Here is a 16,779-nt window from a genome sequence, read left to right on the forward strand (position 1 = left end):
ATTATTATAATTAGGCCTTTTGAAGCAAATATCCTAAAAAGATTCCAACTTATATACTTCCCTCTTTTTACAATCTCCTAACTTATGATACATAAATATTCTATGTAGTATGATGAAATTTCCAGAACTTATTAAATATTTCACAAATTAACCGAGCTTTAAAATAGATTTTAATAAAGGATATTTTACATTAATGGTTAAATATAAGAATATAAATAGTTATTGGAATCTAAATAAATTTAAGGAGTGGTTTCAATGCGAAAAATGAAAGAATTTAAAACTGACTATGAACAAGATAATGATATTATCTCTTATCAAAAAGCACAAAAAAAGTTAAGTGCTTTAGATCCTCAAGTAATAGTAAACAACACCGATGCTCTCTTTGATCCAGATAATAATAGATTCAAATTAAAAATTTTAGGTAAAGAACATTTTGTAAGTTATCCTGAAGGCAAAGTAACGACAGTTGAAGGAAAAAAAATCCATTTTCCATTAAATGTATTAATACTTCATTATCTTACTCAAGCTAGTGGTAGACCTTTAAAAGGTAAATTGATTTCTTATCGAGAAGTCCCCGAAGGAGGCGAAGTCTATTACGGAGCTTTTAAGCGAGCTGCCATTGATCCTTTAGTACAAAACTTTGGACATAAACCTGAACTCCTACTTAAAGCAAGTAAACATTTGAATGGAAAGCAGGTTAGTATTGGTGACTATAGTATTACTCTACCATTCTTCCCTAAAATTCCGATTACTTTTGTTATTTGGCAAGGAGATGACGAATTTGCTCCATCAGGCAATATTCTTTTTGATGGATCAGCAATTTCATACTTATCAGTTAAAGATTTGGCTTTTGTTGGTAATATCTCAATTAGAAAATTAATTAATATTACTGAAAATATTAAAGACTAATTATATTAAAATGTATTAATTTTATAAACTATAAAATAATAGATACTATAAAGAATAAACTTATACAGGGAGGCAATAAATATTGAATAAACACCGCAAACTTTATCTTACCGAAGCCACTAATCTATTACAAAAAATAAAAGAAAGCCATGTTAAAAATCTAGATACAACAGACTGCGGATTAGATAATATCGTTGCTGGATTTTACTTATTAATTGGTAGAATGAAAAAAGCAGAATAAGCCCGTAATATTACGGGCTTATTAAATTTCTATTTCTATATTTTAAATCTTTTTTAGGGGAATTAAATAGTTGTTCCTTACCCAAACCATTGAAACTCCTCAAAGACTTAATAATCACTTCAACCTCAGGTAATTTTCTAACATAAATTAAAGGAAACGAAATATAATCATTAGGCTGAATTGTAACGGGAATTACTACCTGAATCTGATGTTTCTTAGATATTGATTCATCTAGAGGATCAATAATATTGACATGATATGTAAGTTGAATATGAGAAATTAATCTCCTACCAGAATTAAAAAGATTAATATATATATAAGAATTATCTGGAGCAGTAATTAAAGAATCGTCATCTACGTTACCTACCAATAGTTTATCATTAATTACAAACTCTTCATCTAATTTATCTTCCTGTTCTTTAACAAACATGAATTTTATATCTTCCTCATATTCTTTTTCAAATGATTCTTTCATAAATTCTAATGTCTTTTCTCCCATCTTTACATACTGCCATGTAGCATAAGCCAATATTAAGCTAGTCCAAATTGATAATAAACCAGCATACTGATTTCCAACCTTCATAGCAGTAATTAAACCTGCCTTAAGATTACTTATTTCAGAAATACCTATTATTAATATGCCTAAAAGCAGAATAACTACTTCTATAATTCTTATTCACCTCTTTAAAAGTTTCTCTAAATAATAATATTTACAATTAAAATTATGATTATACCAAAATCTTAATAAAGAATTTATATACATGATAAGATTTGAACCCGGAAAGAATAAGTTCAAATAAATTTGATATCTATACCTCTAAAGGAGGGACAATATGGAATATAAGGATGAACTAAAGACTAGAATTCATAAGGTTAAAAACAGACTATCAAATGACGAAATTAGTGAACATACCAAAAAAAAGTTAAAAGAGGAATTACAGACTCTAATGATTGACTATAATGAATTAAAAACACCACAAAAAGTTACTATTGAAGACACTAACCAAGCTCCATATGCAGTTTTTGATGTTGAAGATGTTAATAAACATTATGATTAAACTTAAATTTAACACATTATTTGCACAAGATTGGGTATATTATTTATAAAATCTAAACTAAAGAGGTGAATAATTATGTCCGTATTAGATTCTTTTAGTCATTTTCGAAAAATTCTCTCTAAGCAAGTTAATATGGCAGAAAGTGTCGGTATGTCTGATGATTCTTTAACTAAAATTACTAATCGACTTGCTGATTTTTTAGCTGATAATGTTGAACCTAGAAATAAAGAAGAAGAGCTTTTAGGAGAAATGTGGCAGGTAGCTTCTGAAGATGAGCAGATGGTTTTATCTAAACTTATTTTAAGATTAATAGAAAAGAGTGATAAAAAACATTAAAACTAAAGGGTGAATATTAGCTAATATTCACCCTTTAGTTTTAATATCCTATTATATTTTCATCTAATTTTTTGCTTAAATTAATTATCTTTTTCTACAGGTTCTATATGCTTATCTCTTTCATAAAATAACATACTATATTATATAAGTAATTATATGGCAAAAAATTAAAATAAAACTGTGATATTTATCACAATAGATTCAATAATTCAAAATAAAATAAACTAAAATCACTTTTAAGCAGGGGTTTGTAAACTCAATCTTTAATTTTATTATTAGGATAAAATTAAATTAAAGAATTGGAGTGAAGAAAGAAATGAACTTACTAACATTAATATTAATAACTTTTTTAATCAATCTACCTTTTGGTGCTTACAGAACTACAACAAAAAAATTCTCATTAGCGTGGTTTTTATCAATTCACTTACCCATCCCTTTAATCTATTGGTTAAGAATCTCGTCTGGATATACTATCAAAATAATCCCTATAATGGTATTGATTGCTATTGGAAGTCAGTTATCCGGAGGAAAAATTAAAGAACATATGAATCAATAAAGATTGTCCTCATATCTCTTATTGGTTAACTGCACACTTAAAATATCTTCTAAATTAAAAATCTGTGGTTGATTCTTCACATGACAATATCCATACAGTTTTTTATCATTCATTTTATAGGGATCAACTTGGCGATAGCGAATATCTCCTTGTGGGTTCTTATAGACTATCTTTACCATTCGCTTCTCCTGAATGCCAGTTTGCAAGGTCTGTATCATAATACCCCTCCTATTTTACACTACAAGTGCATATTGTCATCTAAACTGAATCTATCTTACTAATTTTTCCTCCTTTAACAATTCTATAGTCTTATCAGGATAATCAGTTACCACAAATATTTCTTGAATAGATGAACTAGTTTTAGCCAAAATTTTTATACCTGTTTGAGTATTATATTTTAATTGCAGATAAGGTTGCATACCACTACCACTCCGTCGATTAATACGCCCAGGGATAATACTTTTAACCGTCTTTAAATCTGCTAAATTTTCTAATAAAGGTAATATATCTTCAATTATAGTATGCTCTTGTTTTATCTTATTAATACGATACTTACCTCCCATATTTCTCACTCCTCTCTATTATATAGTCTTTCTTCATTTTCACCAAATTAATACATGAATAAATGGACATATTAACTACCTTTCTAGAAAAAATTAATAATCCCCTCCTCAAGTCTAATTAAAATTTCCAGTATTATTATCATCTTTACTTCAAATACTACTATTACTACTAAAAAAGGAGTTGTATATTATATGTTTAATCATGATAAGCAATTACTACATGAAGTAAAAGTAGATCAACCAAATCCAGCTTATGCTGCTATGTTACAGGAACAACTAGGTGGGGCAAATGGTGAATTAAAAGCTGGGCTTCAGTATTTTAGTCAAAGTTTTCGTATCCAAGATCAAGAAATTAAAGACCTCTTCTTAGACATTGCAGCCGAGGAATTTGGGCACGCAGAAATGGTAGCTCAAATGATCACTATGTTAAATGGACATGATGTGGCTAATACTAATGATACTATTGGTTCAATTGAACCTCAAGTTCTCGGAGGTCTTTCTCCAATGTTAGCTAACGCTTCTGGATCTCCTTTCACTGGGAACTTTATTAATGTTACTGGTGATGTTGCTGCAGATATTCTATCTGATATCGCAGCAGAACAACGGGCTAAAGTAGTCTATGAATATCTCTACCGCCAAATAGATGATCAAGGTGTTAAAGAAACTATTGATTTTTTATTAAATAGAGAGGAAGCTCACAATGCTTTATTTAGAGAAGCATTAAATAAAGTACAAAAGAATGATAAATCCTCTAATTATGACTTTGGAGTTACTGAAGACTCTCGATTATACTTTGATTTATCTACTCCTGGTCGATATTTTGATAATCCTAACCCTACTCCTCCATCTTTTGATGACCCTCGAGGTGATGCCCAAACCCATACTTTTAATGACCCTAACACTCATTAAAAAATTATAAAAAAAGATTGATATGAAATATTTCATATCAATCTTTTTTTAATTCTTCTTTTTCAGTTTTAATTACTCTTAAAACCTCTTTTTTAGCTGGACCTCCAATTATATTCCTAGTGTCTACTGCTGTTTTTATATCTATCTTTTTATAGATATCATCTTCAAATTTATTAGAAAATTCCTTCCATTCTTTTAACTTTAAATCTGATAATTTCTTTTCTTCTTTAACACAATGTAAGACTGTCTTACCGACTACCTCATGTGCTTCTCTAAATGGAACTCCTTTTTCTACTAAATAATCAGCCACCTCTGTAGCATTAGTAAATCCATCTTCAGCCGTTTCTTCTAATTTCTGTTGTTTAAAGGTAGTCTTAGCTAACATACGAGCAAATAGTTCTATAGCACCTTTTAAAGTGCTTACAGTGTCAAATAAACCTTCCTTATCCTCTTGCATATCCTTATTATAAGCTAGAGGTAGGCCTTTCATTACTGTCAATATCTGCATTAAATGACCATAAACTCGTCCAGTCTTTCCTCGAATTAATTCTGGAACATCAGGATTTTTCTTTTGAGGCATAATACTGCTTCCAGTACAGAATGCATCATCTATATTAATAAAATCAAACTCTTGAGAAGTCCATAAAACTAATTCTTCACTAAATCTACTTAAATGCATCATTAAAGTAGAAGCTGCTGCTAAAAACTCTATTACAAAGTCCCGGTCACTAACTGTATCTAAACTATTTTGACTCACTTTATTAAAACCAAGTTCATCAGCCACAAACTCTCTATCAATATTAAACGTAGTTCCTGCTAAAGCTCCTGCACCTAATGGTAAAACATTGGTGCGTTTATAGCAGTCAATCAATCGGTCATAATCTCGTTTCAATTTAGCATAATAGGCTAATAAATGGTGGGATACTCTCACTGGTTGGGCTCTTTGTAAATGAGTATATCCTGGCATAATAATATCAATATTCTCTTCAGCTGATTCTAATAATACTTTTTGTAACTTCTGAATTAATGCTTTGATATCATTAATCTGATCTTTAAGATAAAGTCGCATATCTAAAGCTACTTGATCATTCCTACTACGTGCAGTATGAAGTTTACCACCAACACTCCCTATTTTGTCGATTAATTTTTTTTCTATATTCATATGAATATCTTCTAAACCAATTTCAAATTCAAATTCATCATTTTCAATCTCTTCTAATATTTCTTCTAAACCACTAATAATCTTATCTCTTTCATCTAAAGTTAAAATTTCACTATGGGCTAACATCTTAACGTGAGCAATACTACCTTCTATATCATATTTATATAACCGCTGATCAAATCCGATAGATGCAGTATATTCTTCAACTAACTGATCTGTTTCAGCTTCAAATCTACCTCCCCATAACTTCATAATTGTCTTCCTCCCTATCATCTTTATTACTTTCGTTATCTAAATTCTTACTAATAATAGCTCTAGTATAATCAGAGTCATCTTTAGTACCTATAATCTCATAACCTAAACTTTGATAGAAAGCTAGTAACTCTTTTAGTCTATATGCTGAATAAAGAGTAATCCTTTCTCCCCCTTGATCTTTCACCCTAGCTTCTACTTCAGAGATTAATTTCTTCCCAACTCCTTGGCTTTGGTATTTATTTAATACTCCTAACCTAAACAAGTAAAATTCTTTTCCGTTATCTGAATAAAAACGAACAGACCCTACAGGCTTATCATTCACATAAGCGATTAGAACTTCTTTATTCTTAATATCACTTATAACCTCTTCTTTACTTTCTAATAAACCTGGAGTAGTTGGGAAGAGATTTGGATCATTATAATCTTGAAAAGCACGCTTAGTTAGATTAAATACTAACCCACAATCCACTATCTTTGCTCTTCTAACCTTAACTTCCATTCTCTCTTCCCCCTTTATATAATCCTAATCGTTATGTACCTTCCCGTGAACTTTTAACGGCAAACCAAATAACTCAATAAATCCTATAGCGGATTCATGATTAAATATATCAGACTTTTCATAAGTAGCTAAATTCTCTTGGTACAATGAATCATCAGACTTTCTAGCAACCACTGTAGAATTTCCTTTATATAATTTCACTTTCACAGTACCATTGACATATTGTTGAGTACTTTCAATAAATGCATCTAATGCCTCTCTTAATGGAGAAAACCATTGACCATAATATACTAATTCAGAATATTTTTCTGAAATTAATTCTTTATAATGATAAGTTTCTCTATCTAATACTAGATCCTCTAAATGTCTATGAGCATCTAAAAGTAAAGTCGCTGCTGGTGCTTCATAGATTTCTCTTGACTTAATTCCTACTAATCTATTCTCAACCATATCTACTCTACCAATGCCATGCTTGCCAGCAACCTCATTTAACTTTTCTACTAGTTCTACTGGTTCATACTCTTCACCATTAATAGCTACTGGTTCACCACCTACAAAAGTAACTTCTAAATATTCTGGTTCATCAGGAGCCTCTTCTGGAGCTGTAGTTATCTGATAAACCTCTGCTGGTGGTTCTGCCCATGGGTCTTCTAAGATTCCACATTCAATACTGATTCCCCATAAATTTCGATCAATACTATAAGGGTTTTCTTTAGTAGCATCTACTGGAATATCATGTTTACTTGCATAATCTATCTCTTCTTCTCTAGAACCAAATTCCCATTCTCTTAATGGAGCAACAATCTCAATCCCTGGTGCTAAAGCCTGGAAAGAAACATCAAATCTTACTTGGTCATTACCTTTTCCAGTACATCCATGAGCTACAGCGTCTGCCCCTTCCTTTTTAGCAACCTCAATCATCTTCTTCGCAATTAAAGGTCTAGAATAAGCAGTAGCTAAAGGATATTTAGCTTCATATTTAGCACCTGCCTTTAAACCTTTAAATACATATTCTTTCATAAATTCATCTTGTAAATCTTCAATATATATATTACTAGCACCTGTCTCTATTGCTTTTTCCTCTAAAGGAGATAAATCTTCATTCTGCCCTACATCAGCAGCAAAAGCAATAACCTCCGCATCATATTCATCTTTAAGCCATTTTATAGCAACTGAAGTGTCTAATCCTCCTGAATAAGCTAAAACTATTTTATTAATATCTTTTTTACTCATTACTATTCCTCCTTGAATATTTTTTCTACCATATCCTAACTTATATTCTGTTTATATTCATTACTCTCCTGCATGTTTTGTGAATTCTCTTCCATTAACTTAACCATTATGGCCTTTTGGATATGCATTCTATTTTCAGCTTCATCAAATACTACAGATTGTGGCCCATCGATTACTTCGGCAGTCATCTCTTGACCTCTATATGCTGGTAAACAATGTAAGAAGATAACATCATCTTTAGCTTTATTCATTAATTCTGTAGTCACTTGAAAACCTTCAAAAGCTTTTAATCTTTCTGCTTTTTCTGCTTCATCCCCCATACTAGCCCAAGTATCAGTATAAATTGCATCAGCACCTTCTACAGCAACCACTGGATCATCAAGAATTTCAACCTGACTACCACTCATTTCTGCTTGAGTTTTAGCTTCTTTGATTATCTCAGAATCTGGTTCATAACCTGCAGGTGTACATATAGTAATATCCATACCTACTTTAGTCGTACCCAATAATAATGAATTAGCAATATTATTTCCATCACCGATATAAGTGAGTTTCTTTCCTTTTAAATTGCCCTTCTTTTCTTGAATAGTATATAAATCAGCTAAGATCTGACAAGGATGCAATAAATCAGTCAGCCCATTAATTACCGGAATAGAACCTGCTTCTGCTAATTCCTCTACATCACTATGGTCATAAGTTCTAATCATTATTCCATCTACATACCTAGACAATGTCTTAGCAGTATCACTAACAGTTTCCCCTCGACCTAACTGAATATCATTAGAACTTAAAAATAACGCGTGTCCACCTAATTGAAACGTTCCAGTTTCAAACGAAACTCTAGTTCTTGTTGATGATTTCTGAAAAATCATCCCTAAAGTCTTCCCAGCTAATATTGGATGTTTAATACCATCTTCTACTTCTCTTTTTAATTTGTCCGTCAAATCAAATAGTCCCTCAATCTCCTCTACCCCTAAATCAGCAACCGTTAATAAATGTCTCATAATTATTTTCACCCCTCGCTTCTAACTTCTTTTTATAATTATACAACTTATAGCATAAATATGCAAGGGGTTATCAGGAATTTTTCGTAAAAATATACGATTTTATTTGTATATATTCATAAAATACCGCTTTTATCTGGTCATAACGGTATAAATATTACTTAAAATTAAAAAATATAATATTTATCTATTTACTTGGGTTTACTAATATTTTAATATTTTCATCTTTATTAACTACTAATTCATTAAAGCCTTCTTCTACTGCTTCCTCTAATCCTATTTGTTTAGTAATCATTTTTTCTGGCTTTATACTTCCTTCTGCAATTAAAGTCATGGTAACTGGAAAGACATCTCTATAAGCTATACTGCCTATCACTTCTTTTTCAGTTAAAACTAAGTCATTCAAATTTATTTCAATTTCTTTGCCCCAAAGGCTGACTACTACTATCTTTCCAGAATTAATTGTTGCTGTAACTGCATTATTATAACTTACTTCTACACCTGTGGTTTCAAAAGCAATATCTACTCCTTGACCATCAGTTAACTTAGTTATTTCTGCTATAACATCTTCCTCATTGGAATTTAATACAATATCAGCTCCAAACTCTTTAGCAATTTTTCTTCTTTTTTCCGCAATTTCAACTGCAATTATTTTCTTAGCACCAGCTACTTTAACAGCTGAAATAAGAGCTAACCCAATTGGACCTGTACCAAATATTGCTGCTGTTTGTCCTTGTGCAAAACGTCCTCTTCTAATTGCATGTATAGCTGCTGCCAGAGGTTCAACTAGGGCCGCCTGTTCCATAGACATCTTTTTAGGTAATTTATGAACCATATCAGCATTACAAGTAGTATATTCAGCTAAGCCTCCACCTCCACCATCAAAACCATGAAATCCTCTATTTGAACAAAGGTTATAATATCCCTCATTACACTGAACACAAGTTCCACAGCTCCTAATTGGTTCAACTGTTACTCTATCTCCAACTTGAATCTCTTTCACATCATGAGCTACTTCTACTACTTCTCCTGCAATTTCATGTCCTAAAATTACTGGTGCTTTTCTTCCGGTCAATGGATGTGACTTGCTTTCTGGAATAAAAAGTGGTCCTGATTTATATTCATATAAATCTGACCCACAGATCCCACACCATTCTATTTTAATCTTTACCTCTCCTGAGTTTACTTTTGGTATAGCAACTTCATCAATTCTAATATCATTTCTCCCATGCCATCTTAATGCATTCATTTTATCTATCACTTCTATCTCCTCCCTATAATCTTTCTATAAAATATAAATTACAGCATTATGATAGTAAGCTGAGTCACATGCTGAAGATGATACTAGTTTATCTATTTACTCATATAAGTTACTATAATGTTAGTGATAAATATCACATACTCATGTAAAGATATTAAACATTCCTACTTAAATTATAACAATTTTCAACAATCTTATCAACTATTCTATGTTTTAACCCCCTCTTCAAATTAAAAGTTAAAATCCTACAATTTATTACAAATTATCTAATTAAGTTGAAAAAATTATTAAATTAATGTAAAATAAATATGAGTGCCTTATTAATGAATATAAATAATATAATATCACATAATTTATGTGAATTTTATATAAAGCAGTAATCTAAACAAAAAGGGGGACTATATTATTGCAGTATAAAAAATTACAATTAATCTCAATACTAGTTATACTCATCACTTCTCTATTAGTAAGTCAAGTTCATGCAGAATCAAGGGTTTTACAACAAGGTATGAAAGGAAATGATGTACGAGAATTACAAGAAAGTTTAGTAATGTTAGGTGAAAAATTAATTATTGATGGGATTTTTGGACCTAGTACTAAAGAAGCAATAATTAATTTTCAAAGAGATGCAGAGCTTCCTGCTGATGGAATAGTCGGTGCAACAACCCGAAAACATTTAAAGGAAGCTAATAGTTTTAATAAACATACAGTAAAATCCGGTGATACACTATCAGAGTTAGCTTCTACATATGATGTATCAGTTGAAGTCATTAAAAAAGCTAATGATTTAAATTCTAATGTTATTCGTATTGGACAAGAATTAGTCATCCCTAAAACAGCTTTAGGTGGGGGAATCAATACTGACTTTTATGAAATTGTCTCCTATAAAGTTGAAAGAGGGGACACATTAGAAAGAATATCCAAAAAATTCAATACTACAGTTGGAACTATTAAGAAATTAAATGATTTTCAAGGCGATAGTATTACATCTGGACAGACAATTAAAGTTTCTAAATTAACACTTGACCTATCAAATACTTCTAAAAATGTTACTAAAGTTAAACCTGATTTCGTATGGCCAACTAAAAGTGGTAGAATTAGTTCTGATTACGGATGGAGAGTTCATCCTATTTTAAATAAAAAACAATTCCATAAAGGAATAGATATAGCACTTAGAACGGGAACCCCAATTAAAGCAACTAAGGCTGGTAAAGTAATAAGTAGCGGTTGGATTTCAGGCTTTGGCAAAACCATAACTATTGATCACGGCAATGGAGTAATCTCACTTTATGGCCATAACTCTAGACTATTGGTGCGTAAAGGGCAACGAGTCAAACAAGGACAAATTATTGCTAAATCAGGGAATACAGGTAGAAGCACTGGACCTCATTTAGAATTTAGAATAATGATTGATGGTAATCATGTGAATCCTCATAAATATATAAATTAATTTACTTTAAATTTAAAAAAGACCTTCTATATTTTAATAGAAGGTCTTGATTATCTATTTTATGCAATTATAATTACCATCTACCTTTACCTCTTCTTCTACCATGACCCATACCACCATGACCCATGCCAGGTCCATTACCATTTGACATGCCAGAGTTATTCCTCATCATGTTCTGTCCATATCTATTCATCATACCTGGTCCATACATCATAGAACCAAAACCAGGATTGTAATTATTACCATTTTGTTCATAATGACTTTTCATTGCATTCAATCTATCTAGCATATAATCCGCTTGCTGTTCAGTAATTAATCCTTCTTCTAACTGTTCTTTAATATAATTCTTTCTAAGTTCATAATTCTTTTTAAATAAGCTGTCCTGTGATTTAGTTGTCACTTCGGACACATTTTTATTATTACTTACTCTCTCTTGACTTACTTGGGATTGTTGCATTCTATTTTGACTATTATTATGCATCGTTCCTTGTTGACTTCCAGTATCCCTCATCATCCCTTGGTTATTTCTATTACCTGTCATCTTACTATAACCATTTCCATTACCTCTCATCATGCCTTGACCATACATCATTGGACCAAAACCATAACCATAATTATTAATATTATTCTCTTTATAGTAATCTCTCTTTACATCTAATTGCTTTGACATATAATTTGCCTGTTCTTTAGTAATTAATCCTCTATTTAACTGCTGCTTTATATAATCTTGTTGAAACTTATACCAATCATTAGTTCCGTAATTATTCGTATTATTTTGATAATAATCTTTCATAGTCTCTAGTCGATTTAACATGTAATCGGCTTGTTGTTGAGTGATTAAACCTTGATTTAATTGTTCTTTAATATTATTTTTTTGTAAGTTATAATTAGTTTCAAATCCATAATCATTACCATTTTGTTCATAGTACTCTCGCATGGTCTCTAGTCTATTTAACCTATAATCAGCTTCTTGTTTGCTAATTAATCCTCGTTCTAATTGTTCTTTAACATAATTTTTTCTAAGTTCATAATTCTTTTTAAATAAGTTATCCTGTGAATCATTTGCCAAAGCTAATAAACTCAATGACAGCAATAATGCTATTACTGTTATACTTGCTACTACTTTCTTCATCAAATCCCTCCTATTATTTTTAAAGTTATATAGACTAAATTTGTCTTATCTGCAATTTAATATAAAATTCAACTTATAACTGATTTATTCCCTCCTCATTATCCCCTAAAAAATAATAATTTAATATTTATTCTAATTTAATTTTAAAAGTCAAATGTGAAGATTCAATGAACTAAACTAAGAAACCACTTGGTAATTGTATACTTCTTTATAATATATAACTAATTTTCACAAGCAAAAAACCCCTATAATAATTATAGGGGCTAAACAATAATATCAATCACAATATTGCTAATATTAATAACCTAAATCTTTCTTCTTTTCTTCAAACTCTTGTTTATTTATCTCACCTCGTGCATACCTTTCCTTTAATATTTCTAATGAACTAGAAGTATTAGAACTACTCTGTAAAACCTTTTGATTACCATTAGACTTTATTGCTTTTACAATCAAAACTATAGCAACTATTATTAATCCCCAAAATAGAATATTTGTAAATCCCATACCAAAACCACCAAATCCATAACGACCAAAGCCTCTCCATCCAAAACCACATCCAAACATATCTTATTGCCTCCTTTATTCTTAATTAAGTAGATTATTTTTTCTTTCAATGAATTCTTCCTTATCAATTTCACCACGTGCATATCTTTCTTCTAAAATTTCTAAGGAAGTCTTAGATTTTGTTACATTTCTAGAACTACAATTTTTACCTCGAAAATTATTATTGTTGAACATGAAGAAAGCACCAATAATAATTATAATCCAAATTAATCCTCCGCCTCCCATCATCATAATTATCCCTCCTTAAATTTCTCAGTAATTATTTTAATTAATAAATTTCATTCATTGCTTTTCTCTTAACTTAATTTAATTATAAAAGATAAATATGAAAATATAATGAATTGAATTAATTTAATTATGAAAAATTTATAGATTAATAAAAATCATAATTTAAAAATAAAAAAGCACCAACTAAATAGCTGGTACTTTCCAAATATTTTAAGATAAATATTTATCTAACGATAACACTTGAAAGTCTTCTAAATTTTCCTTTAAAACTGCAAGTAAAGCTTCTGTAGTTCCAATAGAAGTTAAGCAAAGCACGTTATATTCAACAGCGGTTCTCCTAATTTGAAAACCGATTCTAGTAGCAATCTTTCCTCTAGTAGGGGTATTTACTACTAAATCAACTTCATTCTTCTTAATTAAATCAAATACATCTTGCTCTTTACTTTCTTTTGGTATTGATTTTATTTCAATCCCAACTTCATTTAGCTTCTCAGCTGTATTTGTAGTTCCTACTAAATCAAACCCTAAATCTATAAATTGCTCTGCAATCTCAATAGCAGCTTCTTTATCTCGATCTGCTATAGATAATAAAACTTTACCACCTTGCGGTAGATTAAATCCTGCAGATAAAACTGATTTATATAACGCCTTAGAGAAAGTAGTGTCCGTACCCATTACCTCTCCTGTAGACTTCATCTCTGGTCCTAAAAAGATATCTACATCTGATAGTTTTTCAAAAGAAAATACCGGTGATTTAACTGTAATTAATTCTGATTCTGGTACTAAGCCGTAATCATATCCTAATTCTGGTAAAGACTTACCCAATATTGTCTTTGTAGCCAATTTAACCATTGGCACTCCAGTTACTTTACTTAAAATTGGAATTGTTCTACTGGCTCTAGGATTTACTTCTAATACATATGGATGACCTAATTCATCAATTACAAATTGAATATTTACTAGTCCTATTATCTTTAATTCCTTTACTATTTTAACTGTATACTCTATTATCTCATTAACTTGGTGTTCATTTAAGGTTTGTGGAGGATAAACCGCCATACTATCACCAGAATGGATTCCAGCTTTTTCAATATGCTCCATAATTCCTGGAATGACTACATCAGTTCCATCCGCTATGGCATCAACTTCTACTTCTTTACCAGCAATATATTTATCAATTAAGACAGGATGATCTGGTGAAACCTTAACCGCTTTCTTCATATATTCTAATAACTCTTCCTTCTTATAAACAACCTCCATAGCACGACCTCCTAATACATAAGAAGGTCTAACTAATAAAGGATAACTTAACTTACTAGCAATATCTAATGCTTCTTTTATAGAGATAGCCGTATCTCCATCTGGATATCTAATCCCCAACTTTTGTAGCACCTTTACAAATTTATCTCTATCCTCTGCTAAATCTATACTTTCTACTGAAGTACCTAAGACCTTAACCCCTCTTTTAGCAAGATCTTGAGCTAAATTAATTGAAGTCTGTCCACCAAATTGTAAAATTACTCCTTGTGGCTCCTCTTTATCTATAATATTCATTACATGTTCTGGAGTTATCGGCTCAAAGAACAATTTATCTGAAGTATCATAATCAGTACTCACTGTTTCTGGATTATTATTAATAATTAAAGAATCGACCCTTTCCTCTGACAGTGCTTTTACTGAATGAACACTACAGTAATCAAACTCTATTCCCTGTCCAATCCTAATAGGACCAGACCCAACAACTAGAACACTATCCTTATCTGACTTAAAAATCTCATCCTCTAATTCATAAGTCGAATAATAATATGGAGTTGCCGCCTCAAATTCAGCCGCACAAGTGTCTACCATCTTAAATATTGCTTCTAATCCTAACTCTTTTCGCTTAGACTTTACCTTTACTTCATCCGATTCTATTAATTTAGCTATATATGGATCAGAGAAACCATGCTTCTTTAACTCTTTAAACTTCACTGTGTCAATATCATCTAAAGCATAACTCTTTAACTTTTCTGATTCCTCAACTAAATAAGCTAATTTAAATATAAAGAATTTATCTATTTCTGTTAAATCAATTATCTTTAATAAATCCCAGCCTCGTTTCAAAGCTTCAATTATAATAAATAACCTCTCATCAGTAGGTGTAATTAACTTTTCTTCTAATTCAGTGTCAGATAGATGACTAAAATCAGCAGAAATTAAATCAATATCACTATCTAAAGAATCTATAGCTTTCATGATTGATTCTTCAAAATTTCTTCCTACAGCCATAACTTCTCCAGTAGCCTTCATCTGAGTAGTCAAATTTCTATCAGCAAAATCAAACTTATCAAAAGGCCATCTTGGAATTTTAGAAACTACATAATCTAAAGCCGGTTCAAAACAGGCAGTAGTTTCTTTAGTTATTGAATTTTCAATCTCATCTAATCTAAGTCCAATCGCTATTTTTGCTGCTACCCTGGCAATAGGGTAACCTGTTGCCTTTGAAGCTAAAGCACTAGACCTACTTACCCTTGGATTCACCTCAATTACAGAATAATTTAGACTGTCTGGATTTAGAGCAAATTGAATATTACAACCGCCTTCAATTTTTAGCTCTCTAATAATTCGTAACGAAGCTGTTCTTAACATCTGATACTCTAAATCTGATAATGTTTGACTAGGTGCTACAACTATACTATCTCCAGTATGAATTCCCACCGGATCGAAATTCTCCATATTACAAACAGTAATACAATTATTAGCCCCATCTCGTAGCACCTCATACTCAATTTCTTTCCAACCTGCAATACTTTTCTCGATTAAAACCTGACTAATAGGACTATTATTTAAACCACGACTGACTATATCTACTAACTCCTGTTGGTCATTAGCAATACCACCACCAGTCCCCCCCATAGTATAAGCTGGTCTAATTATCACTGGAAATCCAACTTCAGTTACAAATTCTTTAGCAGCTCCCAGACTATCGATAATTTCGCTTTCTGCTACTGGCTCTCCTAATTCTTTCATAGTATTTCTAAATTTATCTCTATCTTCAGCTTGTTGAATAGCATCTAAAGAGGTTCCTAAAAGCTTTACTCCTGTCTCCTCTAATACTCCATGCTTTGCTAAATCAACCGCTAAATTAAGTCCAGTCTGCCCACCTAAAGTCGGTAAGATACCATCTGGATCTTCTATCTCCATAACTTTCTTTATAAATTCAACAGTAATCGGTTCAACATATACCTTATCAGCTATATCAGTGTCAGTCATGATGGTAGCAGGATTACTATTAACTAGAACAACTTCAATCCCTTCCTCTTGTAAAGCCTTACATGCTTGTGTCCCAGAATAATCAAACTCTGCTGCTTGCCCAATAACAATTGGACCAGAACCAATAACCAATACTTTATCTAAATCTGCCTTTTTTGGCAACTAAA

General features: G+C 31.1%; 18 protein-coding genes. 6 read left to right on the forward strand and 12 right to left on the reverse strand.

The window, feature by feature from the left end; genetic code table 11:
- Window positions 1–255 precede the first annotated feature (255 nt).
- Both B5D41_RS00980 and B5D41_RS14055 read left to right on the forward strand, forming a co-directional pair.
- Window positions 256–909: a DUF3786 domain-containing protein gene (locus tag B5D41_RS00980; RefSeq protein ID WP_078808729.1), complete on the forward strand. Its 654-nt coding sequence runs from the start codon at window positions 256–258 to the stop codon at window positions 907–909.
- Window positions 910–991: 82 nt separating this feature from the next.
- On the forward strand, window positions 992–1,150 hold the full coding sequence (locus tag B5D41_RS14055; protein WP_159442863.1) for a hypothetical protein: 159 nt from the start codon (window positions 992–994) through the stop codon (window positions 1,148–1,150).
- A 10-nt stretch (window positions 1,151–1,160) separates the two neighbouring features.
- Here the strand turns inward: B5D41_RS14055 and B5D41_RS00985 are convergent, their stop codons facing one another.
- Window positions 1,161–1,733 (reverse strand): hypothetical protein, encoded by a 573-nt coding sequence (locus B5D41_RS00985; protein ID WP_078808730.1) that lies wholly within the window; start codon window positions 1,731–1,733, stop codon window positions 1,161–1,163.
- A gap of 250 nt (window positions 1,734–1,983) precedes the next feature.
- Here B5D41_RS00985 and B5D41_RS00990 point away from each other — a divergent pair, with 250 nt between their 5' ends.
- A complete protein-coding gene (locus tag B5D41_RS00990) occupies window positions 1,984–2,208 on the forward strand; it encodes a hypothetical protein (protein ID WP_078808731.1) in 225 nt (74 codons plus the stop codon).
- Window positions 2,209–2,283: 75 nt separating this feature from the next.
- Complete coding sequence (locus B5D41_RS00995) at window positions 2,284–2,544, forward strand: DUF3243 family protein (RefSeq protein ID WP_078808732.1); 261 nt, start codon at window positions 2,284–2,286, stop codon at window positions 2,542–2,544.
- A gap of 549 nt (window positions 2,545–3,093) precedes the next feature.
- Here B5D41_RS00995 and B5D41_RS01005 read toward each other — a convergent pair.
- The gene (locus B5D41_RS01005; protein WP_078808734.1) at window positions 3,094–3,318 is read right to left on the reverse strand and encodes a WYL domain-containing protein; all 225 of its coding nucleotides are present in this window, start codon (window positions 3,316–3,318) and stop codon (window positions 3,094–3,096) included.
- A gap of 51 nt (window positions 3,319–3,369) precedes the next feature.
- The gene (locus tag B5D41_RS01010; protein ID WP_078808735.1) at window positions 3,370–3,663 is read right to left on the reverse strand and encodes a DUF2103 domain-containing protein; all 294 of its coding nucleotides are present in this window, start codon (window positions 3,661–3,663) and stop codon (window positions 3,370–3,372) included.
- Between the two features lie 192 nt (window positions 3,664–3,855).
- Here B5D41_RS01010 and B5D41_RS01015 point away from each other — a divergent pair, with 192 nt between their 5' ends.
- Window positions 3,856–4,572, forward strand: coding sequence for a manganese catalase family protein (locus B5D41_RS01015; RefSeq protein ID WP_078808736.1), 717 nt, complete (start codon window positions 3,856–3,858; stop codon window positions 4,570–4,572).
- Between the two features lie 37 nt (window positions 4,573–4,609).
- Here B5D41_RS01015 and argH read toward each other — a convergent pair whose 3' ends face one another.
- The 5 genes from argH to B5D41_RS01040 all read right to left on the reverse strand — a co-directional run bounded on the left by argH (window position 4,610) and on the right by B5D41_RS01040 (window position 9,974).
- Complete coding sequence (gene argH / locus B5D41_RS01020) at window positions 4,610–5,986, reverse strand: argininosuccinate lyase (protein ID WP_234983856.1); 1,377 nt, start codon at window positions 5,984–5,986, stop codon at window positions 4,610–4,612.
- The gene (locus tag B5D41_RS01025) at window positions 5,967–6,488 is read right to left on the reverse strand and encodes a GNAT family N-acetyltransferase (protein WP_078808737.1); all 522 of its coding nucleotides are present in this window, start codon (window positions 6,486–6,488) and stop codon (window positions 5,967–5,969) included. Before B5D41_RS01025 ends, argH begins: the two co-directional genes overlap by 20 nt.
- A gap of 24 nt (window positions 6,489–6,512) precedes the next feature.
- The gene (locus B5D41_RS01030; RefSeq protein WP_078808738.1) at window positions 6,513–7,721 is read right to left on the reverse strand and encodes an argininosuccinate synthase; all 1,209 of its coding nucleotides are present in this window, start codon (window positions 7,719–7,721) and stop codon (window positions 6,513–6,515) included.
- A gap of 35 nt (window positions 7,722–7,756) precedes the next feature.
- Window positions 7,757–8,725, reverse strand: coding sequence for an ornithine carbamoyltransferase (argF, locus tag B5D41_RS01035; RefSeq protein ID WP_078808739.1), 969 nt, complete (start codon window positions 8,723–8,725; stop codon window positions 7,757–7,759).
- 187 nt (window positions 8,726–8,912) lie between these two features.
- Window positions 8,913–9,974, reverse strand: a complete 1,062-nt coding sequence (locus B5D41_RS01040; RefSeq protein WP_078808812.1) for a 2,3-butanediol dehydrogenase — start codon at window positions 9,972–9,974, stop codon at window positions 8,913–8,915.
- A gap of 418 nt (window positions 9,975–10,392) precedes the next feature.
- On the opposite strand from B5D41_RS01040, the gene B5D41_RS01045 reads away from it, so the two are divergent.
- Window positions 10,393–11,436, forward strand: coding sequence for a peptidoglycan DD-metalloendopeptidase family protein (locus B5D41_RS01045; protein ID WP_078808740.1), 1,044 nt, complete (start codon window positions 10,393–10,395; stop codon window positions 11,434–11,436).
- A gap of 73 nt (window positions 11,437–11,509) precedes the next feature.
- Here the strand turns inward: B5D41_RS01045 and B5D41_RS01050 are convergent, their stop codons facing one another.
- From B5D41_RS01050 to carB, 4 genes are all read right to left on the reverse strand, one after another.
- Window positions 11,510–12,568, reverse strand: a complete 1,059-nt coding sequence (locus tag B5D41_RS01050) for a hypothetical protein (RefSeq protein ID WP_078808741.1) — start codon at window positions 12,566–12,568, stop codon at window positions 11,510–11,512.
- Window positions 12,569–12,865: 297 nt separating this feature from the next.
- Window positions 12,866–13,132: an SHOCT domain-containing protein gene (locus tag B5D41_RS01055; RefSeq protein ID WP_078808742.1), complete on the reverse strand. Its 267-nt coding sequence runs from the start codon at window positions 13,130–13,132 to the stop codon at window positions 12,866–12,868.
- 21 nt (window positions 13,133–13,153) lie between these two features.
- Entirely contained in the window at window positions 13,154–13,363 is a 210-nt protein-coding gene (locus B5D41_RS01060) for an SHOCT domain-containing protein (protein ID WP_078808743.1), read from the reverse strand.
- A 207-nt stretch (window positions 13,364–13,570) separates the two neighbouring features.
- Window positions 13,571–16,774, reverse strand: a complete 3,204-nt coding sequence (carB, locus tag B5D41_RS01065) for a carbamoyl-phosphate synthase large subunit (RefSeq protein WP_078808744.1) — start codon at window positions 16,772–16,774, stop codon at window positions 13,571–13,573.
- Between the last annotated feature and the right edge of the window lie 5 nt (window positions 16,775–16,779).

It is taken from the genome of Selenihalanaerobacter shriftii (assembly GCF_900167185.1).
GTDB lineage: Bacteria > Bacillota > Halanaerobiia > Halobacteroidales > Acetohalobiaceae > Selenihalanaerobacter > Selenihalanaerobacter shriftii.

Excerpts from the sequence above, each read along its gene's own strand:
- B5D41_RS00980 (WP_078808729.1), top strand. The coding sequence starts at position 256 with ATGCGAAAAATGAAAGAATTTAAAACTGACTATGAACAAGATAATGAT.
- B5D41_RS00985 (WP_078808730.1), bottom strand. The coding sequence starts at position 1,733 with ATGAAGGTTGGAAATCAGTATGCTGGTTTATTATCAATTTGGACTAGC.
- B5D41_RS00990 (WP_078808731.1), top strand. The coding sequence starts at position 1,984 with ATGGAATATAAGGATGAACTAAAGACTAGAATTCATAAGGTTAAAAAC.
- B5D41_RS00995 (WP_078808732.1), top strand. The coding sequence starts at position 2,284 with ATGTCCGTATTAGATTCTTTTAGTCATTTTCGAAAAATTCTCTCTAAG.
- B5D41_RS01005 (WP_078808734.1), bottom strand. The coding sequence starts at position 3,318 with ATGATACAGACCTTGCAAACTGGCATTCAGGAGAAGCGAATGGTAAAG.
- B5D41_RS01010 (WP_078808735.1), bottom strand. The coding sequence starts at position 3,663 with ATGGGAGGTAAGTATCGTATTAATAAGATAAAACAAGAGCATACTATA.
- B5D41_RS01015 (WP_078808736.1), top strand. The coding sequence starts at position 3,856 with ATGTTTAATCATGATAAGCAATTACTACATGAAGTAAAAGTAGATCAA.
- argH (WP_234983856.1), bottom strand. The coding sequence starts at position 5,986 with ATGAAGTTATGGGGAGGTAGATTTGAAGCTGAAACAGATCAGTTAGTT.
- B5D41_RS01025 (WP_078808737.1), bottom strand. The coding sequence starts at position 6,488 with ATGGAAGTTAAGGTTAGAAGAGCAAAGATAGTGGATTGTGGGTTAGTA.
- B5D41_RS01030 (WP_078808738.1), bottom strand. The coding sequence starts at position 7,721 with ATGAGTAAAAAAGATATTAATAAAATAGTTTTAGCTTATTCAGGAGGA.
- argF (WP_078808739.1), bottom strand. The coding sequence starts at position 8,725 with ATGAGACATTTATTAACGGTTGCTGATTTAGGGGTAGAGGAGATTGAG.
- B5D41_RS01040 (WP_078808812.1), bottom strand. The coding sequence starts at position 9,974 with ATGAATGCATTAAGATGGCATGGGAGAAATGATATTAGAATTGATGAA.
- B5D41_RS01050 (WP_078808741.1), bottom strand. The coding sequence starts at position 12,568 with ATGAAGAAAGTAGTAGCAAGTATAACAGTAATAGCATTATTGCTGTCA.
- B5D41_RS01055 (WP_078808742.1), bottom strand. The coding sequence starts at position 13,132 with ATGTTTGGATGTGGTTTTGGATGGAGAGGCTTTGGTCGTTATGGATTT.
- B5D41_RS01060 (WP_078808743.1), bottom strand. The coding sequence starts at position 13,363 with ATGATGATGGGAGGCGGAGGATTAATTTGGATTATAATTATTATTGGT.